The organism is Tsuneonella rigui, assembly GCF_003958625.1.
Taxonomy (GTDB): domain Bacteria; phylum Pseudomonadota; class Alphaproteobacteria; order Sphingomonadales; family Sphingomonadaceae; genus Tsuneonella; species Tsuneonella rigui.
Genome location: NZ_RSEL01000007.1, coordinates 1 through 22,679 on the forward strand (window position 1 = coordinate 1; position 22,679 = coordinate 22,679).

Sequence of the window (22,679 nt, forward strand, 5' to 3'; positions counted from 1 at the left end):
CGCTGCCTGCTTCGGCGCGGGCTCGGTCGGAGGAGGCGGCGGCTTGGGTTGCTCGATCGCGACCGTCACAAGCGCGCTGTCGGGCTTGCCCGGGCGCCCGCGCTCCGCCAGGCCCCAGATCAGGATCGCCGCGAGGCCCGCATGGATCGCCAGCGTCGCGGCCCCCGCGGCCAGCCGCCGCCGGCCGGCATGGTCGTGCTCACCGTACATGGCATGGGAGGAACGCCGACCCGCGCGTTCGGCTCCGCTCTCACACTTCGGCGCGGGCGCGGTGGACCAGCTCCTCGAAGTAATCGCGCTGCTGGCCCGCCGCCTTGGCCTCGCCGCGCAGCCGCTCGATCTCAAGCTCCGCGTCGGCGAGCGCGTGCTCGAGGTCGCGTACCTCCGCCTGCGCCTTGACCATCGCCTCGCGCATCCGTTCCTCCCGCTCGCGCACCGCAGGGTCCGCCAGCACCGCGGCGCGCACCGTGTCCCACAGCGGATGCCCCGGCCCGACCGCCTTCAGGCCATAGCGCGCGGGCAGCCGCTGCTGGAGGAGGAAGCGCAGCAGGTTGTTGTCGGGCTTCTCCCACCAGCCGAGGATCTCGCCGCCCGATACGATCGGCGTCGCGGTGCCCTGGAGCGGGCGTTCGAGCGCGCAGTCCTCCAGCCGGGTCAGCCCGCGCTCCAGCGCCGCATCCCACGCGCCCGCGAAGCCCTCCGCGCCCGGGCGCGCGCGCAGCTTGTAGAGCGCCTCCATCGACTTGCCGATCGAGCGCGCCGCCTGGTTGACGATCCCCGTGGCGGCGAGCGTGGCGACGAACCGGCGCTGCAGCTCGGGCGTGATCGAGTTGCGCCGGGGCTGCGGGTGGAAAAACGGCGCGAAGCCGAGCAGCGGGTCCTCCGCATCGGGCACCGGCCCGGCGGAATAGGCCGCCACGCTGGTCGCCTGGCGCGCGATCGCGCGGTTGGGGCGGGGCGGAGGAGCGGGCGCATCGGGCATTTCATCCATGACCCGCGAGCACATTGCAGATCGCCCGCGTGTAGGAAAACGCTTTCGAGAACATTTCGCGAACAAACCGCTTCCCGAATCGCCCGCCGGCGTGCTTTCAGGGCGCATGGTTCGACGCACCCAATCGCAGCACAAGACTGACGACCAGGCCTATCCGGTCCGCGTGAAGTTCGTGATCCCGTTCCACGACCGCAGCCGCTGGTGGGGCCTGCAGGACCGCCTCCACGCCTGGCTCAAGGAACTGGGCCCGCGCCGCCACGCAATCCACTCGGGCGGGTGGAGCGTGGGCCGGCAGGCGATGGCGATCTACTTCCACAACCTGGAGGACGCGCAGGCGTGCGTCGCTGCGTTTCCGGAGCTGGAGCTGGCGGATGGGGTGGGGGCACCGAGGTGTTATGCGCCGGCGGTGGAGGCGAAGGCAACATAAGACACCCGGTTTCAGACTTCCGCTTTAGCGATGTCTCAAACCAAAGCTGCCTGTCTGCGAACGACCCATTGCGGACATTTACAGTCAGTGGCCGTCCGATGAGGCGCTAGCTAGGGACGTCAAAGCCCAAGTATTCAAGAATCGCCGTTCGAGGACGTTATGCCAAGTTTGTCAGGAGATGCTTCGTGCACAGGCTTTTGCGGCTGTGCCAACGCCTCTGAGATCAGACATAATTGGTCCGCAATCATTTCGAGCGCCATCACCTGACGCTCATCGTGAGTGCTGGCCCGCCGAAGTGCATTCAAATCAGTCATTTGAATATGTCCAATCTAGCTTGCCGCTGAGTTCGCGGTTCCCACCCTGCCCCTTGGCGTCATTCAAAGAGTCGTGTCGGATTGTGGTCGGCCCGCCAGCATATGTTCCGTAGATGATCGTTTCTCGCGATGCGGCGGGGTCTACCGCCGCATCCGCTGGAGAGATATTTCTCAGTGCGCGGACACGTTCGGCATATTCGGCGACGTTCTGAAAGTGGCTCTCACGAGCTTCGCCTTCTCCTGATGCCTTGGCCTTCATTACCTCAACCTGGTGGGCGCCGAGTAGTTCATTGAGGTCCATAGTTGCTCTCCTTTCAGACAAGTCGGGAAGCCTCGCGAGCCGCGAGCTCGGTGAGTCAGCGCGCTTGGCTTTCCGCCTGCTCGCGGTGTGTCTGCTGCAGCCGAAGGTTTACCGCCCGAAGCTCACCGCCCTGAGCGGGCAGGAGTGTGTTGTAGGCATAGCGCTGATGAATCTTCGGACGGGGATCATCGCTAGCCGCGTCTCGGCTATCGAATGGAATTGGCTGGTCGCCCTGTTCGGGCATGATGATCCCTGACCCGGTTCGAGCATCGTAGCTTTGAATCTTGCCGAAGTTGGTCATACGAAATTCGTCACGGGCCGATCACCGAGGTGCCGATTGCAGCATCGCGCTCTAGTGCTGCTGCAAGACCGGCGGGGTCGATCGTCACTGTTCGCGTCGAACCCGGCGAGTGAATGTGGAGCAGTGTTGCAACACGCACATACACGGTGCGCTCGTTGCCTTCGACGGCCTCTTCATCAGTCTCGATCTCATAAGTTCCTGCTGGTTGGTCGCCATCAAGCTCGGGCAAGGAGAATGGAGAACAAAATGTCACTTGTGTACGGGTCGTTCGAATAGCCATTCGGCACTCTAGATGTCGGGGTTGGGGCCGCTAGGCCTACCTGTTGCGGATGGTCTCAAGGCCCTTTACCGCGCCCGGTTTCTGGCTGGGCTGCGAAGCATTGGTCTTGGGCTTTTCCGCCTTGGGTTTGCGGATCTCTCTGTTCGATTTTCGTTGGCCCTTGGCCATGTCTTTCCTCCTTGATGTCAGCCGCCGTCGGGGCGGCCATTCAGCATGATGTTGTCTGAGGGGGCTGGTGCAAGCCGCGCCAGCTCCGCTCGCACAATCGCCTCACCAGCTTTGCTTTGCGTCGCTAGCGCGATCGGGCGTCCGCCCAGCGCGTCGTGTTCGGTGTTCAGGAAGACGATGGCGGCGTCCTTGCCAAGGATTCTGAATGCCAGGCTTGCAATGTCGCCTTGCCTCGCCGCCTCGTCGGCAGGCATTGGCACGGCCCTTTTCCGTCTACGCCAGTGCGCTGCCGGGGACGTTTGTCGGTCTTCGGAGTCAGATGTTTCCGGCGGCAGGTTCGCGGGGGCGCTCAACTGACCAAACACCAAATGATGGTCGCCATCGCACCAAGCGGCAGGAAAACGCCCATGTAATCGGGCCTCGATTTTTGGCGTGCGGTCATATCAGCTCGCGCTCCAGCTTGGTCATCCGGCGCGCCTGCGCGATCGCGTCGGTCAGGCTGGTGTAGCGGAAGCCGCCCACAGAGTAGGTCTCCGTCACATGACGGATGACCCCGAGCCGCTCGGCAAGCTCAACAGCAGGGATGCTGCCGCCTTCGTTTTCCCAGGACTCAGTCCTGAAAATATCGGCGCTGCCAGTAGAGGGATGAGACATCGATATGCTCCTGCTGCAAGCGGGAGCCCAAAGTCTCTCAGTCGCGGGCGCTCACGGAAAAGGAAGCCACTGCGATTGGGCTTATTTGGGGAGCGGGCCCGCCGGATACAAGGTGAGCGAGGGGCTCGCGCTAGGACGAGGTGCGATCCGCGATATCCTGAATCCGCTTCACCCTCGCGTCCCGCTCGCGTGCCCGCTGCCGGGCAATCTTCCGATCGTGCTGGTTGTAGCGCGCATAACCGATCAGCGAGCCGGCCGCGATGACCATGAAGGCGATGATGAGGTATGCGAAGACGAGGCGAGTTTCCATGCGCTCCTAAGTCGAACGCGGTCGCTTAGTTCCGCGTTCTGCTTTCAAATCGCTAGCCTGAAAGCCGGCTGCCTTGCAGGCGAGTAGCAGTCGACGCGCGAATCGTTCGCTTTCCACCCAATATCGGACACATCGCCTAAACCTGCGGGAGCGCGAGACCAGACTTAGCCAAGCCGTCAGACCGCCGCCACGCTTGACCCCCCACCCTAAACCCCCTAAGGGCGCGCCCATCCAAGGCCGGCCCGTGAGTGATCGGGGGCTCGCTTCGGGCAGATAGAGCTGAACATTGGCGGTTGAGTTCCGGGGCCTGGTGCGGTTGCACATGGGGCTCTTTTCTATTGGAGCGGTCCTCATCCGGACGCTCTCGGGGCGGCCGTCAAAGTAACCCGGTGTCCGTGACACGGGTGGAGTGTTTCAGGCTCGTTGCGCCTCAGCCGTGCCTTCGGACTTGCTCCGCAGGCGACGGCTCGATCGCACGGTCCTTTCTCCCTTCATCCTGCCAGTGATGCCATCACCCGGTGAAGTGAGAGAAAGTCTTAATGCCGACGATCAACCAGCTGGTCCGCAAGGGCCGCGAACCGCAGAAGGCCAAGTCGAAGGTCCCTGCGATGGAAGCGAACCCGCAGAAGCGCGGCGTTTGTACCCGCGTCTACACGACGACCCCGAAGAAGCCGAACTCGGCGCTGCGCAAGGTGGCCAAGGTGCGCCTCACCAACCAGCGCGAGGTCATCACCTACATCCCGGGTGAAGGCCACAACCTGCAGGAGCACTCGGTGGTGCTCATCCGCGGCGGCCGCGTGCGCGACCTTCCGGGCGTGCGCTACCACGTGCTGCGCGGCGTGCTCGACACCCAGGGCGTCAAGGACCGCAAGCAGAGCCGCTCGAAGTACGGCGCCAAGCGTCCGAAGTAAGCGCCCCGCTTTTTCGAGGTTTCCGGCCGCGCGCCTTCGTTCGCTGCGGCCTTGCATAAGGAATAACGAGAATGTCTCGTCGTCGTCGTCCCGAGAAGCGGGAAATCCTGCCTGACCCGAAGTTCGGTGATCAGATCCTGTCGAAGTTCATGAACAACCTCATGTACGACGGGAAGAAGTCGGTTGCCGAGAGCATCGTCTATGGTGCGCTCGATACCGTCGAAACCCGCGCCAAGGCCGATCCGCTGGGCGTGTTCCACTCCGCCCTGCAGAACGTCGCCCCGCAGATCGAGGTGCGTTCGCGCCGCGTCGGCGGTGCCACCTACCAGGTGCCGGTCGAGGTCCGTCCGGAGCGCGCCCAGGCGCTCGCCATCCGCTGGCTCATCACCGCCGCCCGCGGCCGTGCGGAGACCACCATGGCCGCCCGTCTCTCGGGCGAGCTGATGGATGCCGCCAACAACCGCGGCAACGCGGTCAAGAAGCGCGAAGACACGCACCGCATGGCGGACGCGAACCGCGCCTTCTCGCATTATCGCTGGTAATCACTACATGGGGGCCGCTCCTCGCTAGCGAGGCGGCTCCCAAACCCCCGAGGAACTACACATGGCCCGCGAATACCCGCTGGAGCGCTACCGCAATATCGGCATCATGGCGCACATTGATGCCGGCAAGACCACCACGACCGAGCGCATTCTCTATTACACCGGCAAGTCCTACAAGATCGGCGAAGTCCACGACGGCGCCGCGACCATGGACTGGATGGAGCAGGAGCAGGAGCGCGGGATCACCATCACCTCGGCCGCCACGACCACGTTCTGGCAGGCTGAGGATGGTCAGGGCCCCAAGCACCGCATCAACATCATCGACACCCCCGGGCACGTCGACTTCACCATCGAAGTCGAGCGCTCGCTGCGCGTCCTCGACGGTGCGGTCGCGGTGTTCGACGGCGTCGCCGGCGTGGAACCGCAGTCGGAAACCGTGTGGCGCCAGGCCGACAAGTACGGCGTGCCGAGAATGTGCTTCGTGAATAAGTTGGACCGCACTGGTGCCGACTTCTACTATTGCGTCCAGTCGATTATCGACCGCCTCGGCGCCAAGCCGCTGGTGCTGTATCTCCCGATCGGCGCGGAGAGCCAGCTCAAGGGCGTGGTAGACCTCGTCAACAACCGCGGCATCGTCTGGAAGGACGAGAGCCTCGGCGCTGAGTTCGAATACGTCGCGATCCCCGATGATCTCGCTGACAAGGCGGCCGACTATCGCAACCAGTTGATCGAGCTCGTCGTTGAACAGGACGACGACGTGATGGAGCAGTACCTCGAGGGCAACGAGCCCGACGTGGCGACGCTCAAGAAGCTGATCCGCAAGGGCACCATGGCGCGCGCGTTCGTTCCGGTGGTGTGCGGCTCCGCGTTCAAGAACAAGGGCGTCCAGCCCCTGCTCGACGCGGTGGTCGACTACATGCCGAGCCCGCTCGACGTGCCGGCGATCAAGGGCGTCCTGCCCGACAGCGACGAAGAAGCCGAGCGCCCCTCGAGCGACGACGCGCCGTTCGCCGCGCTGGCGTTCAAGATCATGAACGACCCGTTCGTCGGTTCGCTGACCTTCACCCGCATCTACTCGGGCAAGCTGGTCAAGGGCCAGGTCCTGAACTCGGTGAAGGACAAGAAGGAAAAGATCGGCCGCATGCTGCTGATGCACTCCAACAACCGGGAGGACATCGATGAGGCGTTCGCGGGCGACATCGTCGCGCTCGCCGGCATGAAGGACACTACCACCGGCGACACGCTGTGCGATCCGGCCAAACCGATCATTCTCGAGCGGATGGAATTCCCCGAGCCGGTGATCGAGCTGTCGGTGGAGCCGAAGACCAAGGCCGACCAGGAGAAGATGGGCGTTGCCCTCAATCGCCTGGCGCAAGAGGACCCGAGCTTCCGTGTGTCGACCGACCACGAAAGTGGCCAGACGATCATCAAGGGAATGGGCGAACTCCACCTCGACATCATCGTCGACCGCATGAAGCGCGAGTTCAAGGTCGAAGCCAACGTCGGCGCGCCGCAGGTGGCGTACCGCGAGTACCTCGCGAAGCCGGTCGACGTCGACTACACCCACAAGAAGCAGTCGGGCGGCTCGGGCCAGTTCGGCCGCGTCAAGGTCAAGGTCGAGCCGGGCGAGCGCGGTCAGGGTTTCGTCTTCAAGGACGAGATCAAGGGCGGCAACATCCCCAAGGAGTACATCCCGGCGATCGAAAAGGGTTTTCGCGAGCAGGGCGAAAGCGGCTACCTCGTGGGCTTCCCGATCATCGATTTCACCGTCACGCTGTATGACGGTGCGTACCACGACGTCGACTCGAGCGCGATCGCGTTCGAAATCGCTGGCCGCGGTGCGATGCGCGAAGTCGCGCAGAAGTCGGGCATCAAGCTGCTCGAGCCGATCATGAAGGTGGAGGTCGTGACCCCCGAGGATTACCTCGGCGACGTCATTGGCGACATCAACAGCCGGCGTGGGCAGATCCAGGGCACCGACACCCGCGGCAACGCGCAGGCGGTCGAAGCGATGGTGCCGCTCGCCAACATGTTCGGTTACGTCAACGAACTGCGCTCGTTTACCCAGGGCCGCGCCCAGTACTCGATGCAGTTCTCGCACTACGACGAAGTGCCCGCGAACGTGGCGGCCGAGGTCAAGGAGAAGCTTGCCTAAGGTAGGGCGAGCGTCTAGGGGCGGCACCCGATTCACCGGGTGCCGCAGCCTGACTTGGTGAAATTCATTTCCAGACAGAGGTTAGAGTCAAAATGGCTAAGGAAAAATTCCAGCGGAACAAGCCGCACTGCAACATCGGCACCATCGGTCACGTCGACCACGGCAAGACCACGCTGACGGCCGCGATCACCAAGGTGATGGCTGAGCTGCACGGCGGCGCCGCGGTGGATTTCGCGAACATCGACAAGGCTCCCGAAGAGCGTGAGCGCGGCATCACCATCTCGACCGCGCACGTCGAGTACGAGACCGACGCGCGTCACTATGCGCACGTCGATTGCCCGGGCCACGCCGACTACGTGAAGAACATGATCACCGGTGCCGCCCAGATGGACGGCGCGATCCTGGTCGTGAACGCCGCCGACGGCCCGATGCCGCAGACCCGCGAGCACATCCTGCTCGCCCGTCAGGTCGGCGTGCCGGCACTGGTCGTGTACATGAACAAGGTCGATCAGGTCGACGACGAGGAAATCCTCGAGCTGGTCGAGCTGGAAGTGCGCGAGCTGCTGAGCTCGTACGACTTCGACGGCGACAACATTCCGATCGTCAAGGGTTCGGCTCTCGCCGCCCTCGAAGGCCGCGATGAGAACATCGGCAAGGAATCGGTCGTTGCCCTGATGAAGGCGGTCGACGAAGCGATCCCGCAGCCGGAGCGTCCGGTCGACAAGCCGTTCCTGATGCCGATCGAAGACGTGTTCTCGATCTCGGGCCGCGGCACCGTGGTCACCGGCCGCGTTGAGTCGGGCGTCGTGAACGTCGGCGACGAATGCGAGATCGTCGGTATCAAGGACACCACCAAGACGACCGTCACCGGCGTCGAGATGTTCCGCAAGCTGCTCGATCGCGGCGAAGCGGGCGACAACATCGGTGCGCTGATCCGCGGCGTGGCGCGTGAAGCCGTCGAGCGCGGCCAGGTTCTGGCCAAGCCCGGTTCGGTCAACCCGCACACCGATTTCGAAGCCGAAGTCTACGTGCTGTCGAAGGACGAAGGCGGCCGTCATACGCCGTTCTTCGCCAACTACCGCCCGCAGTTCTACTTCCGCACCACCGACGTGACCGGTGAGGTCGTCCTCCCCGAGGGCACCGAGATGGTCATGCCGGGCGACAACGTCACGATCGGCGTCAAGCTGATCGCGCCGATCGCGATGGACGAGGGCCTGCGCTTCGCGATCCGCGAAGGTGGCCGCACCGTCGGCTCGGGCGTCGTCTCGAAGATCACGAAGTAAGCTTCTGATCGTCAGGTTTGGGGCCCGTCTCTCCTGCGGGAGAGGCGGGCCCTTGCCGTTTAATGAGAGCTCCTGCCGCGTTCCGGCACGGCCCAGGCAGCTCTCGGTGATTTCCCGGCAAATCGGGGGTTGCCACCGGCGGGCCTCATCCGTATAGGCGCGCCACCGGCCGGGGATTCGTCCCTGTCCAACGAAATTCAGGGAAGGCCGCCCGTTCCGGGAAACCGGGTTGAAGCGGGGCGTGCCTTTCTTTTTTGCGGGCTGACAACGGAAACGCCAACAGTTCGCTCAGGCTCTTTCGCATCGGTAGGGACATGGAAGCTCAGAATATCCGCATTCGCCTGAAGGCGTTTGACCACCGCGTGCTCGACCAGGCCACTGGCGAGATCGCGGAAACCGCCCGTCGCACGGGCGCGCTGATCCGGGGCCCCATTCCCATGCCGACGCGCTGCGAGAAGTTCACCGTGCTTCGCGGCCCGCACATCGACAAGAAGTCGCGTGAGCAGTTCGAGGTGCGCACCTACAAGCGGCTGCTCGATATCGTGCAGCCCAACGCCCAGACCGTGGACGCGCTGATGAAGCTCGACCTCGCCGCGGGCGTGAACGTCGAGATCAAGCTGGCTTGATTTGACGAGCGGGGCCGCGAGGCCCTGCGGACAAGGGATACCTCCGGTTTCGGCCGGGTTAGCGTCCCCCGTCTCGCTTCTCTCACGAGAAGCACTTTGGCCCGGACGGGGCGACGCATGAATTCCAGGGCCGAGCAAGCACGCGGGATGGTCCCGTGTGCCTCTGTAAGGAGAACGGATCATGCGCTCAGGCGTGATCGCTAAGAAAGTCGGGATGACCCGCCTGTTCCAGGAGGACGGCCGCCACGTGCCCGTCACCGTCCTGGCGCTGGAAGATTGCCAGGTGGTCTCGCACCGCACCGCCGACCGTGACGGCTACTTCGCCGTCCAGCTGGGAGCGGGCGAAGCCAAGCAGAAGAACGTCAACAAGCCGCAGCGCGAAGCTTTCGCGAAGGCGCAGGTTGGCCTCAAGATGCGCGTCGCCGAATTCCGCGTCGATGGTGAGGATGGTCTCATCCCCGTCGGTTCGACGATCTCGGCCGAACATTTCATTGCCGGCCAGAAGGTCGACATCACCGGTCACACCCAGGGCAAGGGCTTCCAGGGCGCGATGAAGCGCTGGGGCTTCGGCGGCATGCGCGCGACGCACGGCGTCTCGATCAGCCACCGTGCGCACGGTTCGACCGGTCAGCGCCAGGATCCGGGCAAGGTCTTCAAGAACAAGAAGATGGCCGGCCACATGGGTGACAAGCAGCGCACCCAGCAGAACCTGGAAGTCGTCCGTACCGACGCAACCCGCGGCTTGATCTTCGTCAAGGGTTCGGTCCCTGGCTCGAAGAACAGCTGGATGCTGATCCGCGACGCGGTCAAGCTTTCGGCGCCCGAAGGTCTGCCGTTCCCCGGCGCGATCGTCGAGAAGAAGAGCACCGCTCCCGAGCACGAAGAAGCACCGGCCGGCATGGTCGAGGCTGCTGCCGAGCACGAAGTGATCGAGCAGGTCACTCCGGAACAGCAGGAAGTGCTGGCGCAGGAGCAGCAGGCTGGCGCGGGTGACGAAACCACCCCGGCGGTCGGCGAAGAAACCCCCGAGAGCGGCGACAACGCCGGCTCGGACGAAGGCAAGGAGGGCTGATCCCGTGAAGGTGAAGGTCCAGAAACTCGACGGCACCGAGGTCAAGGGCGGCCTTGAGCTGAACGACGACGTCTTCGGTGTCGAGCCGCGGCAGGACATCCTGCACCGCGTCGTCACCTGGCAGCTGTGGAACCGGCGCGCGACCGCGCGTCCGACCCGCGAGCGCAGCGAGGTGTCGCGCACCGGCAAGAAGTTCGGTCGCCAGAAGGGTGGCGGCACGGCTCGTCACGGTGATCGTGCGGCTCCGGTGTTCATCGGCGGCGGCAAGGCGCACGGCGCCCGCAAGCGCGATTTCAACATCTCGCTTAACAAGAAGATCCGCGCTCTGGGGCTCCGCATGGCGCTCTCGAGCAAGGCGAAGGACGGTCTCGTGATCGTCGACAGCCTGGAGCTGAAGGACGCCAAGACCAAGGCGCTCAAGGGGCAGTTCGACAAGAACGGCTGGAGCGGCAAGGTCCTGGTGATCGACGGCGACGCGGTCGAAAGCTCGTTCGCGCGGGCCGCGGGCAACTTGCCGGGCGTCAACGTCCTGCCGGCCGTGGGCGCCAACGTCTACGACATCCTGAAGCACGACACGCTGGTCCTGACCAAGGCCGCGGTCGAGAAGCTGGAGGCGCGCTTCAATGGCTAAGTCTGCAAAGGCGGTCGACGCGCGTCACTACGACGTGATCGTCGCCCCGCACATCACCGAAAAGTCGACCCTGGCTTCGGAATTCAACGCGATCGTTTTCAAGGTCGCGGGCGACGCCACAAAGTCGCAGATCAAGGAGGCCGTCGAGGCCATCTACGATCGCAAGGTGGCGAAGGTGAATACCATTGTCGTCAAGGGCAAGACCAAGCGCTGGAAGGGCAAGCCCTACTCGCGCTCCGACATGAAGAAGGCGATCGTGACGCTGGCCGCCGGCCAGGACTCGATCGACATCACGAGCGGGATCTGAGGCGATGGCACTCAAGAACTACAAGCCGACCAGCCCGGCCCGTCGCGGCCTGATCTTGGTCGACAAGTCCGGCCTGTGGAAGGGCAAGCCGGTCAAGGCGCTTGTCGAAGGCAAGCGCAAGACCGGCGGCCGTAACAACAAGGGCCATGTGACCTCGCGCGGCATCGCCGGCGGCCACAAGCAGAAGTACCGCTACGTCGACTTCAAGCGGCGCAAGTGGGACATGCCGGCCACCGTCGAGCGGCTCGAGTACGACCCCAACCGCACGGCCTTCATCGCGCTGGTGAAGTACGAGGACGGCGAGCTCGCCTACATCCTCGCGCCGCAGCGTCTCGCCGTCGGCGACACGGTCGTCGCGGGCGAGAAGACCGATACCAAGCCGGGCAACGCGATGCTGCTGGGCACCATGCCGGTCGGCACCATCTGCCACAACGTGGAGATGAAGCCGGGCAAGGGCGGTCAGATCGCCCGTTCGGCCGGCACTTACGTGCAGGTCGTCGGCCGTGACCGCGGGATGGTGATCGTTCGCCTGAACAGCGGCGAGCAGCGCTACCTGCGTTCGGATTGCATGGGCACGGTTGGCGCGGTCTCGAACCCCGACAACCAGAACCAGAACTTCGCCAAGGCCGGCCGCAGCCGCTGGATGGGCAAGCGTCCGCTGACCCGCGGCGTTGCGAAGAACCCGGTCGATCACCCGCACGGCGGTGGCGAAGGCCGGACCTCGGGCGGCCGTCACCCGGTCACCCCGTGGGGCAAGCCGACCAAGGGTGCCCGCACCCGCCACAACAAGGCGACGGACAAGATGATCATCCGTTCGCGTCACGCCAAGAAGAAGAGGTAATCGAGATGGCTCGTTCCGTCTGGAAAGGTCCGTTCGTCGACCTCCACCTGCTGAAGAAGGCCGAGGACGCGCAGGAGAAGAACGCGCGCGGTGCGATCAAGACCTGGTCGCGTCGCAGCACGATCCTGCCGCAGTTCGTGGGCCTGACCTTCAGCGTCTACAACGGCCAGAAGTTCATTCCGGTCTCCGTCAACGAAGACATGGTCGGCCACAAGCTCGGTGAGTTCTCGCCCACGCGGAACTTCCCCGGCCACGCCGCCGACAAGAAGGGCAAGCGCTGATGGGCAAGCAGAAAGCCCCCCGCCGCGTCGGCGACAACGAGGCTCTGGCCGTCGGCACCACGATCCGTGGTTCGGCGCAGAAGCTGAACCTCGTCGCTGCGCTGATCCGCGGCCGCAAGGCCGAAGAGGCGATGAACATCCTGACCTTCTCCAAGAAAGCGATGGCCCGCGACGCATCGAAGGTGCTCGCGAGCGCGATCGCCAACGCCGAGAACAACCACAACCTCGATGTCGACGCGCTCGTCGTCGCCGAGGCGTCGGTCGGCAAGTCGGTCACAATGAAGCGCTTCCACACCCGTGGTCGCGGCAAGTCGACCCGCATCCTGAAGCCGTTCAGCCGGCTCCGGATCGTGGTGCGTGAAAGCGAGGAGGCCTGATCCATGGGTCATAAATCGAACCCCGTCGGCCTGCGCCTGCAGATCAACCGGACCTGGGACAGCCGCTGGTACGCCGAAGGGCGCGACTACGCGAAGCTGCTCAGCGAAGACATCGAGATCCGCAAGTACATCGTCGACAACATGCCGCAGGCCGCGATCAGCAAGGTCGTGATCGAGCGTCCGGCCAAGCTGTGCCGCGTGTCGATCTATGCCGCCCGCCCGGGCGTCATCATCGGCAAGAAGGGCGCGGACATCGAGAAGCTGCGCGCCAAGCTCGCGACCATGACCGCGAGCGACGTGAAGCTGAACATCGTCGAGATCCGCAAGCCCGAGATCGACGCCAAGCTCGTCGCCCAGGGCATCGCCGACCAGCTGGTCCGCCGCGTGGCGTTCCGCCGGGCGATGAAGCGCGCGATGCAGTCGGCCATGCGCCTGGGTGCCGAAGGCATCAAGGTGATGTGCGGCGGCCGTCTCGGCGGCGCCGAGATCGCCCGTGTCGAACAGTACCGCGAAGGCCGCGTTCCGCTGCATACTCTGCGCGCGAACGTCGACTATGCCGATGCCGAGGCGCTGACCGCGTACGGCATCATCGGCATCAAGGTGTGGATCTTCAAGGGCGAGATCCTCGGCCATGATCCGACCGCGCAGGACCGCCTGATGATGGAGGCCCAGACTTCGGGCGTCCGTCCGGCTTCCGACCGGCGCTAAGGTAGAGCAAGAGACATGCTGCAACCGAAAAAGACCAAGTTCCGCAAGGCCTTCAAGGGCCGGATCAAGGGTGACGCCAAGGGCGGCACGAGCCTCAACTTCGGCTCGTACGGCCTCAAGGCGCTTGAGCCCGAGCGGGTCACCGCGCGCCAGATCGAGGCGGCTCGCCGTGCGATCACGCGTCACATCAAGCGTCAGGGACGCCTGTGGATCCGCGTGTTCCCGGACGTGCCGGTGTCGAAGAAGCCGGCCGAAGTCCGCCAGGGCAAGGGCAAGGGCTCGATTGAATACTGGGCCGCCCGCGTGAAGCCGGGCCGCGTGTTGTTCGAGCTCGACGGCGTTCCGGGTCCGCTCGCGGCCGAAGCGTTCAGCCGCGCGGCGATGAAGCTGCCGATCAAGACCAAGGTTATCGCTCGTCTGGGCGACACCAGCCACCTGGGAGCCGAATAATGGCCAAGAAACCCGCCGCCGCGACCGGCAGCAAGGTCGAGGACATGCGCACCAAGACCGACGATCAGCTCGGCGAGCAGCTCGTCGACCTGAAGCGTGAAGCGTTCAACCTGCGCTTCCAGGCCGCCACGAACCAGCTGGAGCGCCCCGCGCGCATCAAGGAAGTTCGCCGCGACATCGCGCGCATCAAGACGCTGCAGGGCGAGCGTACTCGCGCTGCCGAAGCGAAGTAAGGAAGGCACGATGCCCAAGCGTATTCTCACCGGGACCGTCGTCTCCGACAAGACCGACAAGACCGTGACCGTGCTGGTCGAGCGCAAGGTGAAGCACCCGCTCTACGGCAAGATCATCCGGCGCTCGAAGAAGTACCACGCCCACGACGAGGGCAACGAGTACCACCCGGGCGACGTCGTGCGGATCGAAGAGACCCGCCCGATTTCGAAGACCAAGACCTGGGCCGTCAAGGACCGCGTCGTGGCCGGTGGTGTGCAGGCGGTGGAAGCCGACCTCGACGTCGCCGAAGCCGGCAACTGAGCCAGATTTTTTAGGAACTGCCGGACTGGTTCCGGCAAGCCGAACGAGAAGGAACCGGATCTATGATCCAGATGCAATCCACGCTCGACGTCGCCGACAACAGCGGCGCCAAGCGCGTCCAGTGCATCAAGGTGCTGGGCGGATCGAAGCGCCGCACTGCCGGCGTGGGCGACGTGATCGTCGTCTCCGTCAAGGAAGCGCAGCCACGCACCCGCGTGAAAAAGGGTGACGTTCACCGCGCGGTGATCGTGCGCACTCGCAAGGACGTGCGCCGCGCCGACGGCAGCGTGATCCGCTTCGACAGCAACGCCGCGGTGCTGGTCAACAAGAACGAGGAGCCGATCGGCACCCGTATCTTCGGGCCTGTGGTGCGCGAACTGCGCGGCCGCGGCTTCATGAAGATCATCAGCCTCGCTCCGGAGGTTTTGTGATGGCCGCCGCTAAGATCAAGAAGGGCGACAACGTTGTCGTCTTGTCGGGCAAGGACAAGGGCCGTACCGGTACCGTTCAGGCCGTGAGCCCCAAGGACGGCAAGGTTGTCGTCGACGGGATCAACGTCACCGCCCGTCACCGCAAGCCGAGCCAGCAGAACCCGCAGGGTGGCATCGACCGCAAGCCGGCCCCGATGCACATCTCGAAGGTGGCGCTGGCCGATCCCAAGGACGGCAAGCCGACCCGCGTCCGGTTCGAAACGAACAAGGACGGCCGCAAGGTCCGTGTCGCCGTCAAGTCCGGGGAGACCATCGATGGCTGATGCCAGCTACACTCCGCGCCTGAAGGCGAAGTACGAGGCCGAGATCGCGAAGGCGATGACCGAGAAGTTCGGTTACAAGAACGCGATGGAAGTGCCCAAGCTCGAGAAGATCACGCTCAACATGGGCGTGGGCGAGGCGAGCCAGGACAAGAAGAAGGTCCAGACCGCGGCCGAGGAAATGGCGCTGATCGCTGGCCAGAAGCCGGTCATCACCAAGGCCAAGAAGTCGATCGCGCAGTTCAAGCTGCGTGAAGGCATGCCGATCGGTGCGAAGGTGACCCTCCGCCGCGAACGCATGTACGAGTTCCTCGACCGTCTCGTGACCGTCGCCATGCCCCGCATCCGCGACTTCCGCGGGCTGAACCCGAAGAGCTTCGACGGGCGCGGCAACTATGCGATGGGCCTGAAGGAACAGATCATCTTCCCGGAAATCTCGTACGACAAGATCGAGAAGGTCCGGGGGATGGACATCATCGTGACCACCACCGCGAAGACCGACGACGAGGCGCGCGAGCTGCTGCGCCTGTTCGGCTTCCCGTTCCCGCGTGAAGAAGCCGCTGCTGAAGAGCAGCAGGCTGCCGCGTGATCACCGTTTAAGGAAGAGAGCTTAAGTCCATGGCGAAACTGAGTTCCATCAACAAGAACGAGCGGCGCAAGAAGCTGGTGAAGAAGTATGCCGGCAAGTACGCCCGGCTGAAGGCGATTGCCGACGACAAGTCGCTCGACGATGGCGAGCGCCTGATCGCGCGCCTGAAGCTGGCGGAAATCCCGCGCAATGCGAACCCGACCCGGGTGCGCAACCGCTGTTCCACCACCGGCCGCCCGCGCGGCTACTACCGCAAGTTCGGCCTCAACCGCATCGAACTGCGCGACCTCGGCAACAAGGGCCTGATTCCGGGCCTGACCAAGTCGAGCTGGTGAGGGTTTAGAAGATGGCTATGACCGATCCCCTGGGTGATATGCTCACCCGCATCCGCAACGGCCAGCAGGCGAAGAAGGACAGCGTCCTCACGCCCGCCAGCAAGCTGCGTGCAAACGTTCTCGAAGTGCTCAAGCGCGAAGGCTACATCCGTGGTTTCAGCGAAGACGCTTCGGGCGCGCACCCCGCGCTGCGGATCGAACTCAAGTATTTCGAAGGCGAGCCCGCGATCAAGCACGTGGCCCGCGTCTCCAAGCCGGGCCGCCGCGTCTACTCGGGTTCCAAGGAACTGCCGACGATCCGCAATGGCCTTGGCATCACCATCGTCTCGACGCCGCGCGGCGTGCTCTCGGATGCCGAAGCGCGCAGCCAGAACGTCGGCGGCGAAGTGCTGGCGGAGGTGTTCTGATGAGCCGCATCGGTAAACGGCCGGTGGCGATCCCCAGCGGGGTTACTGCCGACATCAACGGCAACGTCCTGTCGGTGAAGGGGCCCAAGGGCACCCTCTCGCTCGGCATGTCGGACCTGATCAACTACACGGTTGAGGACGGCGGCATCTCGGTGATGCCGGCGAACGACAGCAAGCAGGCGCGTGCCTTCTGGGGCATGCAGCGCACGCTGGTGTCGAACCTGGTCGAAGGCGTGACGAGCGGCTTCACCAAGACGCTCGACATCAAGGGCGTCGGCTACCGCGCATCGGCGCAGGGCAAGAAGCTCAAGCTGCAGCTCGGCTACAGCCATGACGTCGATCTCGAAGTGCCGGAAGGCCTCGAGGTGAAGACCCCCGACCAGACCACGGTCGAGGTGTCGGGCATCGACAAGCAGGCCGTGGGCCAGTTCGCTGCCGAAATCCGCCGTTGGCGCAAGCCGGAGCCCTACAAGGGCAAGGGCATCGCCTATCGCGGCGAGTACATCTTCCGCAAGGAAGGGAAGAAGAAGTAAGATGGCCAAGCTTTCCCTCTTCGAGCGCCGCCGCCGTCGCGTGCGCACCGCGATCAAGGCTCGTGCGGGCGACCGTCCACGCCTGTCGATCCACCGCACCGGCCGGCACATCTATGCGCAGGTCATCGACGACGCGCAGGGCCGCACGCTGGCCGCTGCGAGCACCTTGGGCGTCAAGTCCTCGGGCGCGAACGTCGATGCCGCCGTGCAGGTCGGCAAAACCATCGCCGAAGCCGCCAAGAAGGCCGGCGTGAGCACGGTCGTGTTCGACCGCGGCGGGTTCCTTTTCCATGGCCGCGTGAAAGCGCTGGCCGACGCCGCCCGCGAAGGCGGGCTGGAGTTCTGATGATGGCTGACAACGAAAACACTGCCGAGACCGAGAACGCGGTCGTGAACGCCGAACCGGCGATCGCCGACACTTCGTCGGAAGCGGCTGACACGCAGAGCGCGGACCAGGGCGCGCACGAGCAGCCCCGCGGTCGTGGTGGCCGTGGCGGCGGCGACCGTGGCGGTCGCGGCGGCCAGGGTGGCCGTGGCGGTCAGGGCGGCCGTGGTGGCCGGCGCGACGATCGTCGCGGCGGACGCGAGGAAGAAGACGACGGCATCATCGAAAAGCTGGTCCATATCAACCGCGTCTCGAAGACGGTGAAGGGCGGCAAGCGCTTCGGCTTCGCGGCGCTGGTCGTCGTGGGCGACGGTTCGGGCCGGGTCGGCTTCGGTCATGGTAAGGCGCGCGAAGTGCCGGAAGCCATCACCAAGGCGACCGCCTCGGCCAAGAAGAAGATGATCCGCGTTCCGCTCAAGGAAGGCCGCACCCTGCACCACGACGGCAAGGGCCGTTTCGGCGCCGGCAAGGTCAACGTCCGCAGCGCACCTGCGGGTACCGGCATCATCGCCGGCGGCCCGATGCGCGCCGTGTTCGAAAGCCTTGGCGTGGCCGACGTGGTGACCAAGTCGGTCGGCACGTCCAACCCCTACAACATGATCCGCGCCACCTTCGCCGCGCTGCAGGACCAGACTTCGCCGAAGTCGGTTGCGCAGCGTCGCGGCAAGAAGGTCGCCGACCTCCTGGGTCGCGGCGGCGCGAGCGAGGCGGAGGCCGAAGCCGACGCCGCGGCGATGGTGGAGTAATTCCAATGCCCAAGATCAAGCTCAAGCAGATCGGCAGCCCGATCCGCCGTCCCGAAAGCCAGAAGAAGGTCCTGATCGGCCTCGGCCTCGGCAAGATGCACCGCGTAGTGGAGGTCGAGGATTCGGCCGAAGTCCGCGGGGCGATCGCCAAGCTGCCGCACATGGTCGAGATCGTCGACTGACATCCCGCCGTGCCCGGCTGCGGCCGGGCAGGCATAGCGCGACAAAAGCGAAAGCGAGTGCACTGATATGAAACTGAACGACATCCGCGACAACGCCGGGGCCCGCCATCGCAAGATGCGCGTCGGCCGCGGCATCGGCTCGGGCAAGGGCAAGACCGCTGGCCGCGGCCAGAAGGGCGCCAAGGCGCGCTCGGGCGTGTCCATCGCCGGGTTCGAAGGCGGTCAGATGCCGCTCCACATGCGGATCCCGAAGCGCGGCTTCAACGCGCTGAACCCGAAGGACTACGCCGAGGTGAACCTGGGCATGGTCCAGAAGTTCATCGACGCCGGCAAGCTCGACGCCAAGGGCACAATCGACCACGACGCGCTCAAGGCCGCGGGCCTTGGCCGCAGCGCCAAGCACGGCGTGCGCCTGCTCGGCAAGGGCGTGCTGACTTCGAAGGTCAGCTTCAAGGTCGCCGGCGCCAGCAAGGGCGCGATCGAGGCGGTCGAGAAGGCCGGCGGCTCGGTCGAGGTAATCGCCAAGGCGCAGCCCGAGCACGAGAAGAAGGCCGCCCGTGCGGAGGCCAACAAGGCTGCCCGCGCCGACAAGGCTGCGAAGTAAGCGAACAATCGGTGGCGCGGGGTTCGACATCGGACCCCGCGCTTCCTATGTAGCCTCCCTGTGCCGGGAGGGACCGGCGCCAAAACAGGATTTCGAGTAATCCCATGGCATCACGCGCCGACAATATCGCGAGCTCGCTGAGCCTCGCGAACTTTTCCAAGGCCACCGAGCTCAAGAACCGTATCTGGTTCACGATCGCCGCGCTCATCGTCTTCCGCTTCCTGAGCTTCGTGCCGCTGCCGGGTGTGAACCCGCTGGTGCTGGAGCAACTCTATGCGCAGACGCAGGGCGGTATCCTCGACCTCTTCAACACCTTCTCTGGCGGTAGCCTCGAGCGCATGAGCCTCATCGCGCTCGGCATCATGCCGTACATCACCGCGTCGATCGTGGTGCAGCTCGCCGCCTCGCTCCATCCCGCGCTCGCGGCGATGAAGAAGGAAGGCGCCAGCGGCCGGCAGAAGCTCAACCAGTACACCCGTTACGGCACGGTGTTCCTGTGCGCGATCCAGGGGTGGTTCTTGGCCTCGGGCCTCGAGGCCTACGGTGCGTCGAGCGGGCTCCAGGCGGTGGTCTTCCCCGGCCTGACCTTCCGCATCACCGCGGTCATCAGCCTCGTCGGCGGATCGATGTTCCTCCTCTGGCTGGGCGAGCAGATCACCAGCCGCGGGATCGGCAACGGCGTCTCGCTGATCATCATGGCGGGCATCGTCAGCCGCTTCCCGAGCTTCGGCGCCAATCTGTTCGAAGGGGGCCGTTCGGGTTCGATCAGCCCCTTCGTGATCGTCTTCTTCGTCGCGATGATCGTCGGCCTGATCGTGTTCATCTCGTTCATGGAGCGGGCGCAGCGGCAGTTGCTGATCCAGTATCCCAAGCGCGCCAGCCAGCGCGGGATGATGCAGGCCGATCGCAGCCACCTGCCGCTCAAGCTCAATACCTCGGGCGTGATTCCGCCGATCTTCGCGAGCTCGCTGCTGCTGTTGCCGCTGACGATCACGCAGTTCGCCGGCCAAGCGATCGACCCCGAAGGCACTACCGGCGGGATCATCAATTCGCTGAACTTCTATCTCCAGCACGGCAAGCCGCTGTACCTCGCGCTCTATGCCGCCGGGATCATCTTCTTCACGTTCTTCTACACCGCGGTCGTCTTCAACCCGGAAGAGACCGCCGAGAACTTGAAGAAGAACGGCGGCTTCATCCCCGGCATCCGGCCCGGCAAGCGCACGCAGGACTTTCTCGATTACGTGCTCACGCGTATCACCGTGATCGGGGCGCTCTACCTGACGCTCGTCTGCGTGCTTCCCGAATGGGCGATCGCGCAGACCGGCATTCCGCTGTTCCTCGGCGGCACCAGCCTGCTGATCGTGGTCAACGTGACGGTGGATACGATTAGCCAGATTCAGTCGCACCTGCTGGCGCACCAGTACGGTAATCTGATCAAGAAGGCGAAATTGAAGGGGCGGCTGCGCTAAGCTCGCCGCGCTTTCCAAGGGGGATTTCCCAGGTGAATATCATCCTTCTCGGACCGCCCGGAGCGGGCAAGGGCACCCAGGCCCAGCGGCTCGTCGATGGGCACGGGATGCGCCAGCTCTCGACCGGCGACATGCTGCGCGCGGCGGTCAAGGCGGGCACACCCGTGGGGCTCGAAGCCAAGGCGGTGATGGAGCGGGGCGAGCTCGTTTCGGACGACATCGTCTCGCGCCTGATCGATGCCGAATTGACCGAGATGGGGCCCGAGACGGGCGCCATCTTCGACGGCTATCCCCGCACCGGCGCGCAGGCCGAGGCGCTCGACGTGATCCTCGCCGCGCACGGCCGCAAGCTCGACCATGTGATCGAGCTTGAGGTGAACGAGGACGCACTGGTCGCGCGCATCACCGGCCGCTTCACCTGCGCCAACTGCGGCGAGGGCTACAACGACGACTTCAAGCGTCCGGCGCAGCTCGGCGTATGCGATCGTTGCGGTAGCACCGAGTTCAAGCGGCGGCCCGACGACAACGAAGAGACCGTGCGCACTCGGATGGCGGAATATCGCGCGAAGACCGCGCCGATCCTGCCGATCTACGAGGGGCGCGGGATCGTCCGCCGGATCGACGGCATGGCCGATATCGACGCCGTGAGCGGCGCGATCGAGGGCATCCTGGCCGGTTAGGCCTTTTCCCCGGCGCGCCCGCGTGGAATAGATGGGCGAGGGATGGGAGGCTTCTCGATGTTCAGGAATTCGCTCCGGGTGAGCGCAATCGGCGCGGCGTTGTGTGCGCTATCGGCGCCCGCCGCGGCCGAGGTGGTCGACAAGTCGGCCGATCACTTCGTCACCCGCGACAGCGTCACCGTGAAGGCCGCACCCAAGGCGGCGTGGCTCGCTCTGATCGAGCCTGCCGGATGGTGGGACGATACCCACACCTGGTCGGGCTCGGCGGCAAACCTGTCGCTGGTCCCGCAGGGCGGGGGATGCTTCTGCGAGCGCATTCCGGAAAAGGACGCCGCGGCGGATACCGGTCTCGCCGGGAGCGCGCAGCACATGACCGTAGTCATGGCCGAACCGGCGAAGGTTCTGCGCATGCGCGGCGCCCTCGGCCCACTGCAGAGCGAGCCGGTCGATGGCGTCCTGACGGTAACGATGCAGCCGGCTGCGGGCGGCGACACCAAGCTGGTGTGGGAATACGTCGTCGCGGGGCACCTGCGCTATCCGGTCGACAAGATCTCGGCGGCGGTCGATGGGGTCATGAGCCAGCAGCTGGGGCACCTCGCCGATAAGCTCGGGCGAGTGGAAGAAGCGGCGTCCGCCAAGCCCGCGGCAGCGCCGGCCAAACCCGCGGCGGCGGCGGCAGCTAGCCAGTCGCCCACGCCGAAGCCGGCCGCACCAAGGCCCGCCGCTCCCAAGCCTGCGCCCGCCAAGCCCGCTGCCACCACCGACGACGTCGGGGCCGCGCTCGACGCCATGGGCGACAAGAAGGACGACAAGGGCGACGAATGATCCTGCGCGCCGGGGTTTGACCTCCCGCCAAATGAGTGTAGAATCGCCGAACCAAGTCGAGCAGCGGAGCCGTCTGGCGTCCGCCGCTGTTCGTGCGCGCAGCCGGTTGACTGGACCGGCGAATCGCCGTAAGCGCGCCGCCTATTCGACAAGACGGATGAGTCCGGCAGGCGTTCACTTCCGTGTGCGCCCCCTCCGGACCTTTTGCCGTAACGGCGCCGCGCTTGCTGGATAGAGCGATGAGATAGGGGCGCGGTCACCGCGGCCTCTGTGGAGCATGGAGAATTAAGTGGCTCGTATTGCCGGGGTAAACCTCCCCACCAACAAGCGCGTGATCATCGCGCTCACCTACATCCACGGGATCGGCCCGACCACCGCAGTCAAGATTGCCGACAAGTTGGGCATCGATCACCGCCGCCGCGTGTCGGACCTGTCGGACGCCGAAGTGCTGCAGATCCGTGAGACCATCGACGCCGATCACTCGGTCGAGGGTGACCTTCGCCGCGACACCGCGATGAACATCAAGCGTTTGATGGACCTCGCCAGCTATCGCGGCCTGCGCCACCGCAAGGGCCTGCCGGTCCGCGGCCAGCGCACTCACACCAACGCCCGCACCCGCAAGGGCAAGGCCAAGCCGATCGCCGGCAAGAAGAAGTAAGCCGCGCGGCCGTTTCGTTCGGCCGCCGCTGCTCTCTTGGATTTAGGACAG

The 22,679-nt window shown here is 65.0% G+C and carries 39 protein-coding genes and 1 pseudogene; 30 read left to right on the top strand and 10 right to left on the bottom strand.

Annotated features, from left to right (window positions below; genetic code table 11):
- Together ELY12_RS03230 and ELY12_RS03235 are read right to left on the bottom strand one after the other, a co-directional pair.
- Positions 1-210, bottom strand: a pseudogene (locus ELY12_RS03230) (hypothetical protein); the annotation flags it as partial.
- A 40-nt stretch (positions 211-250) separates the two neighbouring features.
- A complete protein-coding gene (locus ELY12_RS03235; RefSeq protein ID WP_206435755.1) occupies positions 251-991 on the bottom strand; it encodes a hypothetical protein in 741 nt (246 codons plus the stop codon).
- A 106-nt stretch (positions 992-1,097) separates the two neighbouring features.
- Here ELY12_RS03235 and ELY12_RS03240 point away from each other — a divergent pair, with 106 nt between their 5' ends.
- A complete protein-coding gene (locus ELY12_RS03240) occupies positions 1,098-1,418 on the top strand; it encodes a hypothetical protein (protein WP_126175280.1) in 321 nt (106 codons plus the stop codon).
- A 134-nt stretch (positions 1,419-1,552) separates the two neighbouring features.
- Here ELY12_RS03240 and ELY12_RS03245 read toward each other — a convergent pair whose 3' ends face one another.
- From ELY12_RS03245 to ELY12_RS03275, 8 genes are all read right to left on the bottom strand, one after another.
- Positions 1,553-1,732, bottom strand: a complete 180-nt coding sequence (locus ELY12_RS03245; RefSeq protein ID WP_126175281.1) for a hypothetical protein — start codon at positions 1,730-1,732, stop codon at positions 1,553-1,555.
- Positions 1,725-2,033, bottom strand: coding sequence for a hypothetical protein (locus ELY12_RS03250; protein ID WP_126175282.1), 309 nt, complete (start codon positions 2,031-2,033; stop codon positions 1,725-1,727). Before ELY12_RS03250 ends, ELY12_RS03245 begins: the two co-directional genes overlap by 8 nt.
- Before the next feature lie 55 nt (positions 2,034-2,088).
- Positions 2,089-2,334: a cold-shock protein gene (locus ELY12_RS03255; RefSeq protein WP_126175283.1), complete on the bottom strand. Its 246-nt coding sequence runs from the start codon at positions 2,332-2,334 to the stop codon at positions 2,089-2,091.
- 10 nt (positions 2,335-2,344) lie between these two features.
- Complete coding sequence (locus ELY12_RS03260) at positions 2,345-2,614, bottom strand: hypothetical protein (protein WP_126175284.1); 270 nt, start codon at positions 2,612-2,614, stop codon at positions 2,345-2,347.
- Positions 2,615-2,650: 36 nt separating this feature from the next.
- A complete protein-coding gene (locus ELY12_RS14550) occupies positions 2,651-2,782 on the bottom strand; it encodes a hypothetical protein (protein ID WP_277600236.1) in 132 nt (43 codons plus the stop codon).
- Between the two features lie 17 nt (positions 2,783-2,799).
- Positions 2,800-3,036, bottom strand: a complete 237-nt coding sequence (locus ELY12_RS03265; protein ID WP_126175285.1) for an antitoxin Xre/MbcA/ParS toxin-binding domain-containing protein — start codon at positions 3,034-3,036, stop codon at positions 2,800-2,802.
- Positions 3,037-3,220: 184 nt separating this feature from the next.
- Complete coding sequence (locus tag ELY12_RS03270) at positions 3,221-3,436, bottom strand: hypothetical protein (protein WP_126175286.1); 216 nt, start codon at positions 3,434-3,436, stop codon at positions 3,221-3,223.
- A 130-nt stretch (positions 3,437-3,566) separates the two neighbouring features.
- A complete protein-coding gene (locus ELY12_RS03275) occupies positions 3,567-3,746 on the bottom strand; it encodes a hypothetical protein (RefSeq protein ID WP_126175287.1) in 180 nt (59 codons plus the stop codon).
- Positions 3,747-4,285: 539 nt separating this feature from the next.
- Here ELY12_RS03275 and rpsL point away from each other — a divergent pair.
- From rpsL to rpsM, 29 genes are all read left to right on the top strand, one after another.
- On the top strand, positions 4,286-4,657 hold the full coding sequence (gene rpsL, locus ELY12_RS03280) for a 30S ribosomal protein S12 (RefSeq protein WP_126175288.1): 372 nt from the start codon (positions 4,286-4,288) through the stop codon (positions 4,655-4,657).
- Between the two features lie 71 nt (positions 4,658-4,728).
- Positions 4,729-5,199, top strand: coding sequence for a 30S ribosomal protein S7 (gene rpsG / locus ELY12_RS03285; RefSeq protein WP_126175289.1), 471 nt, complete (start codon positions 4,729-4,731; stop codon positions 5,197-5,199).
- 61 nt (positions 5,200-5,260) lie between these two features.
- Positions 5,261-7,354 carry an elongation factor G gene (gene fusA, locus ELY12_RS03290; RefSeq protein ID WP_126175290.1) on the top strand — a complete coding sequence of 698 codons (2,094 nt, stop codon included), beginning with the start codon at positions 5,261-5,263 and terminating at the stop codon, positions 7,352-7,354.
- 92 nt (positions 7,355-7,446) lie between these two features.
- Entirely contained in the window at positions 7,447-8,637 is a 1,191-nt protein-coding gene (gene tuf, locus ELY12_RS03295) for an elongation factor Tu (RefSeq protein ID WP_126175291.1), read from the top strand.
- A gap of 314 nt (positions 8,638-8,951) precedes the next feature.
- Positions 8,952-9,263, top strand: coding sequence for a 30S ribosomal protein S10 (gene rpsJ, locus ELY12_RS03300; RefSeq protein ID WP_126175292.1), 312 nt, complete (start codon positions 8,952-8,954; stop codon positions 9,261-9,263).
- A 181-nt stretch (positions 9,264-9,444) separates the two neighbouring features.
- Complete coding sequence (gene rplC / locus ELY12_RS03305; protein ID WP_126175293.1) at positions 9,445-10,335, top strand: 50S ribosomal protein L3; 891 nt, start codon at positions 9,445-9,447, stop codon at positions 10,333-10,335.
- 4 nt (positions 10,336-10,339) lie between these two features.
- Complete coding sequence (gene rplD, locus ELY12_RS03310; protein WP_126175294.1) at positions 10,340-10,966, top strand: 50S ribosomal protein L4; 627 nt, start codon at positions 10,340-10,342, stop codon at positions 10,964-10,966.
- Positions 10,959-11,273, top strand: coding sequence for a 50S ribosomal protein L23 (locus ELY12_RS03315; RefSeq protein WP_126175295.1), 315 nt, complete (start codon positions 10,959-10,961; stop codon positions 11,271-11,273). The genes rplD and ELY12_RS03315 overlap by 8 nt, the downstream gene beginning before the upstream one ends.
- Positions 11,274-11,277: 4 nt before the next feature.
- Positions 11,278-12,114: a 50S ribosomal protein L2 gene (gene rplB / locus ELY12_RS03320; protein ID WP_126175296.1), complete on the top strand. Its 837-nt coding sequence runs from the start codon at positions 11,278-11,280 to the stop codon at positions 12,112-12,114.
- Between the two features lie 5 nt (positions 12,115-12,119).
- Complete coding sequence (gene rpsS, locus ELY12_RS03325) at positions 12,120-12,395, top strand: 30S ribosomal protein S19 (RefSeq protein ID WP_126175297.1); 276 nt, start codon at positions 12,120-12,122, stop codon at positions 12,393-12,395.
- Positions 12,395-12,772, top strand: coding sequence for a 50S ribosomal protein L22 (gene rplV / locus ELY12_RS03330; RefSeq protein WP_126175298.1), 378 nt, complete (start codon positions 12,395-12,397; stop codon positions 12,770-12,772). Before rpsS ends, rplV begins: the two co-directional genes overlap by 1 nt.
- A gap of 3 nt (positions 12,773-12,775) precedes the next feature.
- Complete coding sequence (gene rpsC / locus ELY12_RS03335; RefSeq protein ID WP_126175299.1) at positions 12,776-13,480, top strand: 30S ribosomal protein S3; 705 nt, start codon at positions 12,776-12,778, stop codon at positions 13,478-13,480.
- A 15-nt stretch (positions 13,481-13,495) separates the two neighbouring features.
- Positions 13,496-13,930, top strand: coding sequence for a 50S ribosomal protein L16 (gene rplP, locus ELY12_RS03340; protein WP_126175300.1), 435 nt, complete (start codon positions 13,496-13,498; stop codon positions 13,928-13,930).
- Positions 13,930-14,163 (top strand): 50S ribosomal protein L29, encoded by a 234-nt coding sequence (gene rpmC, locus ELY12_RS03345; protein WP_126175301.1) that lies wholly within the window; start codon positions 13,930-13,932, stop codon positions 14,161-14,163. The genes rplP and rpmC overlap by 1 nt, the downstream gene beginning before the upstream one ends.
- A 10-nt stretch (positions 14,164-14,173) precedes the next feature.
- Positions 14,174-14,464, top strand: a complete 291-nt coding sequence (gene rpsQ / locus ELY12_RS03350) for a 30S ribosomal protein S17 (RefSeq protein ID WP_126175302.1) — start codon at positions 14,174-14,176, stop codon at positions 14,462-14,464.
- A gap of 62 nt (positions 14,465-14,526) precedes the next feature.
- Positions 14,527-14,895 (top strand): 50S ribosomal protein L14, encoded by a 369-nt coding sequence (rplN, locus tag ELY12_RS03355; protein WP_126175303.1) that lies wholly within the window; start codon positions 14,527-14,529, stop codon positions 14,893-14,895.
- On the top strand, positions 14,895-15,218 hold the full coding sequence (rplX, locus tag ELY12_RS03360; protein WP_126175304.1) for a 50S ribosomal protein L24: 324 nt from the start codon (positions 14,895-14,897) through the stop codon (positions 15,216-15,218). Before rplN ends, rplX begins: the two co-directional genes overlap by 1 nt.
- Entirely contained in the window at positions 15,211-15,804 is a 594-nt protein-coding gene (gene rplE / locus ELY12_RS03365; RefSeq protein WP_126175305.1) for a 50S ribosomal protein L5, read from the top strand. Before rplX ends, rplE begins: the two co-directional genes overlap by 8 nt.
- A 29-nt stretch (positions 15,805-15,833) precedes the next feature.
- On the top strand, positions 15,834-16,139 hold the full coding sequence (rpsN, locus tag ELY12_RS03370; protein WP_126175306.1) for a 30S ribosomal protein S14: 306 nt from the start codon (positions 15,834-15,836) through the stop codon (positions 16,137-16,139).
- A gap of 11 nt (positions 16,140-16,150) precedes the next feature.
- Entirely contained in the window at positions 16,151-16,546 is a 396-nt protein-coding gene (rpsH, locus tag ELY12_RS03375; RefSeq protein ID WP_126175307.1) for a 30S ribosomal protein S8, read from the top strand.
- Complete coding sequence (gene rplF, locus ELY12_RS03380) at positions 16,546-17,079, top strand: 50S ribosomal protein L6 (RefSeq protein ID WP_126175308.1); 534 nt, start codon at positions 16,546-16,548, stop codon at positions 17,077-17,079. Before rpsH ends, rplF begins: the two co-directional genes overlap by 1 nt.
- 1 nt (position 17,080) lies before the next feature.
- On the top strand, positions 17,081-17,425 hold the full coding sequence (gene rplR / locus ELY12_RS03385) for a 50S ribosomal protein L18 (RefSeq protein WP_126175309.1): 345 nt from the start codon (positions 17,081-17,083) through the stop codon (positions 17,423-17,425).
- A gap of 2 nt (positions 17,426-17,427) precedes the next feature.
- Entirely contained in the window at positions 17,428-18,210 is a 783-nt protein-coding gene (rpsE, locus tag ELY12_RS03395; RefSeq protein WP_241229705.1) for a 30S ribosomal protein S5, read from the top strand.
- 5 nt (positions 18,211-18,215) lie between these two features.
- The gene (gene rpmD, locus ELY12_RS03400) at positions 18,216-18,392 is read left to right on the top strand and encodes a 50S ribosomal protein L30 (RefSeq protein WP_126175310.1); all 177 of its coding nucleotides are present in this window, start codon (positions 18,216-18,218) and stop codon (positions 18,390-18,392) included.
- Between the two features lie 67 nt (positions 18,393-18,459).
- A complete protein-coding gene (gene rplO / locus ELY12_RS03405; RefSeq protein WP_126175311.1) occupies positions 18,460-18,996 on the top strand; it encodes a 50S ribosomal protein L15 in 537 nt (178 codons plus the stop codon).
- Between the two features lie 104 nt (positions 18,997-19,100).
- Positions 19,101-20,465, top strand: coding sequence for a preprotein translocase subunit SecY (gene secY, locus ELY12_RS03410; RefSeq protein ID WP_126175312.1), 1,365 nt, complete (start codon positions 19,101-19,103; stop codon positions 20,463-20,465).
- A 32-nt stretch (positions 20,466-20,497) separates the two neighbouring features.
- Positions 20,498-21,145 (top strand): adenylate kinase, encoded by a 648-nt coding sequence (locus ELY12_RS03415; RefSeq protein ID WP_126175313.1) that lies wholly within the window; start codon positions 20,498-20,500, stop codon positions 21,143-21,145.
- Positions 21,146-21,202: 57 nt separating this feature from the next.
- The gene (locus tag ELY12_RS03420) at positions 21,203-21,970 is read left to right on the top strand and encodes an SRPBCC family protein (protein ID WP_206435756.1); all 768 of its coding nucleotides are present in this window, start codon (positions 21,203-21,205) and stop codon (positions 21,968-21,970) included.
- A 289-nt stretch (positions 21,971-22,259) separates the two neighbouring features.
- A complete protein-coding gene (rpsM, locus tag ELY12_RS03425) occupies positions 22,260-22,628 on the top strand; it encodes a 30S ribosomal protein S13 (RefSeq protein ID WP_126175314.1) in 369 nt (122 codons plus the stop codon).
- Positions 22,629-22,679: the final 51 nt, after the last annotated feature.

What these genes read in the sequence shown, in the direction of transcription:
- ELY12_RS03235 (WP_206435755.1), bottom strand. Translation starts at nt 991, where the DNA reads ATGGATGAAATGCCCGATGCGCCCGCTCCTCCGCCCCGCCCCAACCGC.
- ELY12_RS03240 (WP_126175280.1), top strand. Translation starts at nt 1,098, where the DNA reads ATGGTTCGACGCACCCAATCGCAGCACAAGACTGACGACCAGGCCTAT.
- ELY12_RS03245 (WP_126175281.1), bottom strand. Translation starts at nt 1,732, where the DNA reads ATGACTGATTTGAATGCACTTCGGCGGGCCAGCACTCACGATGAGCGT.
- ELY12_RS03250 (WP_126175282.1), bottom strand. Translation starts at nt 2,033, where the DNA reads ATGGACCTCAATGAACTACTCGGCGCCCACCAGGTTGAGGTAATGAAG.
- ELY12_RS03255 (WP_126175283.1), bottom strand. Translation starts at nt 2,334, where the DNA reads ATGACCAACTTCGGCAAGATTCAAAGCTACGATGCTCGAACCGGGTCA.
- ELY12_RS03260 (WP_126175284.1), bottom strand. Translation starts at nt 2,614, where the DNA reads ATGGCTATTCGAACGACCCGTACACAAGTGACATTTTGTTCTCCATTC.
- ELY12_RS14550 (WP_277600236.1), bottom strand. Translation starts at nt 2,782, where the DNA reads ATGGCCAAGGGCCAACGAAAATCGAACAGAGAGATCCGCAAACCCAAG.
- ELY12_RS03265 (WP_126175285.1), bottom strand. Translation starts at nt 3,036, where the DNA reads ATGCCTGCCGACGAGGCGGCGAGGCAAGGCGACATTGCAAGCCTGGCA.
- ELY12_RS03270 (WP_126175286.1), bottom strand. Translation starts at nt 3,436, where the DNA reads ATGTCTCATCCCTCTACTGGCAGCGCCGATATTTTCAGGACTGAGTCC.
- ELY12_RS03275 (WP_126175287.1), bottom strand. Translation starts at nt 3,746, where the DNA reads ATGGAAACTCGCCTCGTCTTCGCATACCTCATCATCGCCTTCATGGTC.
- rpsL (WP_126175288.1), top strand. Translation starts at nt 4,286, where the DNA reads ATGCCGACGATCAACCAGCTGGTCCGCAAGGGCCGCGAACCGCAGAAG.
- rpsG (WP_126175289.1), top strand. Translation starts at nt 4,729, where the DNA reads ATGTCTCGTCGTCGTCGTCCCGAGAAGCGGGAAATCCTGCCTGACCCG.
- fusA (WP_126175290.1), top strand. Translation starts at nt 5,261, where the DNA reads ATGGCCCGCGAATACCCGCTGGAGCGCTACCGCAATATCGGCATCATG.
- tuf (WP_126175291.1), top strand. Translation starts at nt 7,447, where the DNA reads ATGGCTAAGGAAAAATTCCAGCGGAACAAGCCGCACTGCAACATCGGC.
- rpsJ (WP_126175292.1), top strand. Translation starts at nt 8,952, where the DNA reads ATGGAAGCTCAGAATATCCGCATTCGCCTGAAGGCGTTTGACCACCGC.
- rplC (WP_126175293.1), top strand. Translation starts at nt 9,445, where the DNA reads ATGCGCTCAGGCGTGATCGCTAAGAAAGTCGGGATGACCCGCCTGTTC.
- ELY12_RS03315 (WP_126175295.1), top strand. Translation starts at nt 10,959, where the DNA reads ATGGCTAAGTCTGCAAAGGCGGTCGACGCGCGTCACTACGACGTGATC.
- rplB (WP_126175296.1), top strand. Translation starts at nt 11,278, where the DNA reads ATGGCACTCAAGAACTACAAGCCGACCAGCCCGGCCCGTCGCGGCCTG.
- rpsS (WP_126175297.1), top strand. Translation starts at nt 12,120, where the DNA reads ATGGCTCGTTCCGTCTGGAAAGGTCCGTTCGTCGACCTCCACCTGCTG.
- rplV (WP_126175298.1), top strand. Translation starts at nt 12,395, where the DNA reads ATGGGCAAGCAGAAAGCCCCCCGCCGCGTCGGCGACAACGAGGCTCTG.
- rpsC (WP_126175299.1), top strand. Translation starts at nt 12,776, where the DNA reads ATGGGTCATAAATCGAACCCCGTCGGCCTGCGCCTGCAGATCAACCGG.
- rplP (WP_126175300.1), top strand. Translation starts at nt 13,496, where the DNA reads ATGCTGCAACCGAAAAAGACCAAGTTCCGCAAGGCCTTCAAGGGCCGG.
- rpmC (WP_126175301.1), top strand. Translation starts at nt 13,930, where the DNA reads ATGGCCAAGAAACCCGCCGCCGCGACCGGCAGCAAGGTCGAGGACATG.
- rpsQ (WP_126175302.1), top strand. Translation starts at nt 14,174, where the DNA reads ATGCCCAAGCGTATTCTCACCGGGACCGTCGTCTCCGACAAGACCGAC.
- rplN (WP_126175303.1), top strand. Translation starts at nt 14,527, where the DNA reads ATGATCCAGATGCAATCCACGCTCGACGTCGCCGACAACAGCGGCGCC.
- rplX (WP_126175304.1), top strand. Translation starts at nt 14,895, where the DNA reads ATGGCCGCCGCTAAGATCAAGAAGGGCGACAACGTTGTCGTCTTGTCG.
- rplE (WP_126175305.1), top strand. Translation starts at nt 15,211, where the DNA reads ATGGCTGATGCCAGCTACACTCCGCGCCTGAAGGCGAAGTACGAGGCC.
- rpsN (WP_126175306.1), top strand. Translation starts at nt 15,834, where the DNA reads ATGGCGAAACTGAGTTCCATCAACAAGAACGAGCGGCGCAAGAAGCTG.
- rpsH (WP_126175307.1), top strand. Translation starts at nt 16,151, where the DNA reads ATGGCTATGACCGATCCCCTGGGTGATATGCTCACCCGCATCCGCAAC.
- rplF (WP_126175308.1), top strand. Translation starts at nt 16,546, where the DNA reads ATGAGCCGCATCGGTAAACGGCCGGTGGCGATCCCCAGCGGGGTTACT.
- rplR (WP_126175309.1), top strand. Translation starts at nt 17,081, where the DNA reads ATGGCCAAGCTTTCCCTCTTCGAGCGCCGCCGCCGTCGCGTGCGCACC.
- rpsE (WP_241229705.1), top strand. Translation starts at nt 17,428, where the DNA reads ATGGCTGACAACGAAAACACTGCCGAGACCGAGAACGCGGTCGTGAAC.
- rpmD (WP_126175310.1), top strand. Translation starts at nt 18,216, where the DNA reads ATGCCCAAGATCAAGCTCAAGCAGATCGGCAGCCCGATCCGCCGTCCC.
- rplO (WP_126175311.1), top strand. Translation starts at nt 18,460, where the DNA reads ATGAAACTGAACGACATCCGCGACAACGCCGGGGCCCGCCATCGCAAG.
- secY (WP_126175312.1), top strand. Translation starts at nt 19,101, where the DNA reads ATGGCATCACGCGCCGACAATATCGCGAGCTCGCTGAGCCTCGCGAAC.
- ELY12_RS03420 (WP_206435756.1), top strand. Translation starts at nt 21,203, where the DNA reads ATGTTCAGGAATTCGCTCCGGGTGAGCGCAATCGGCGCGGCGTTGTGT.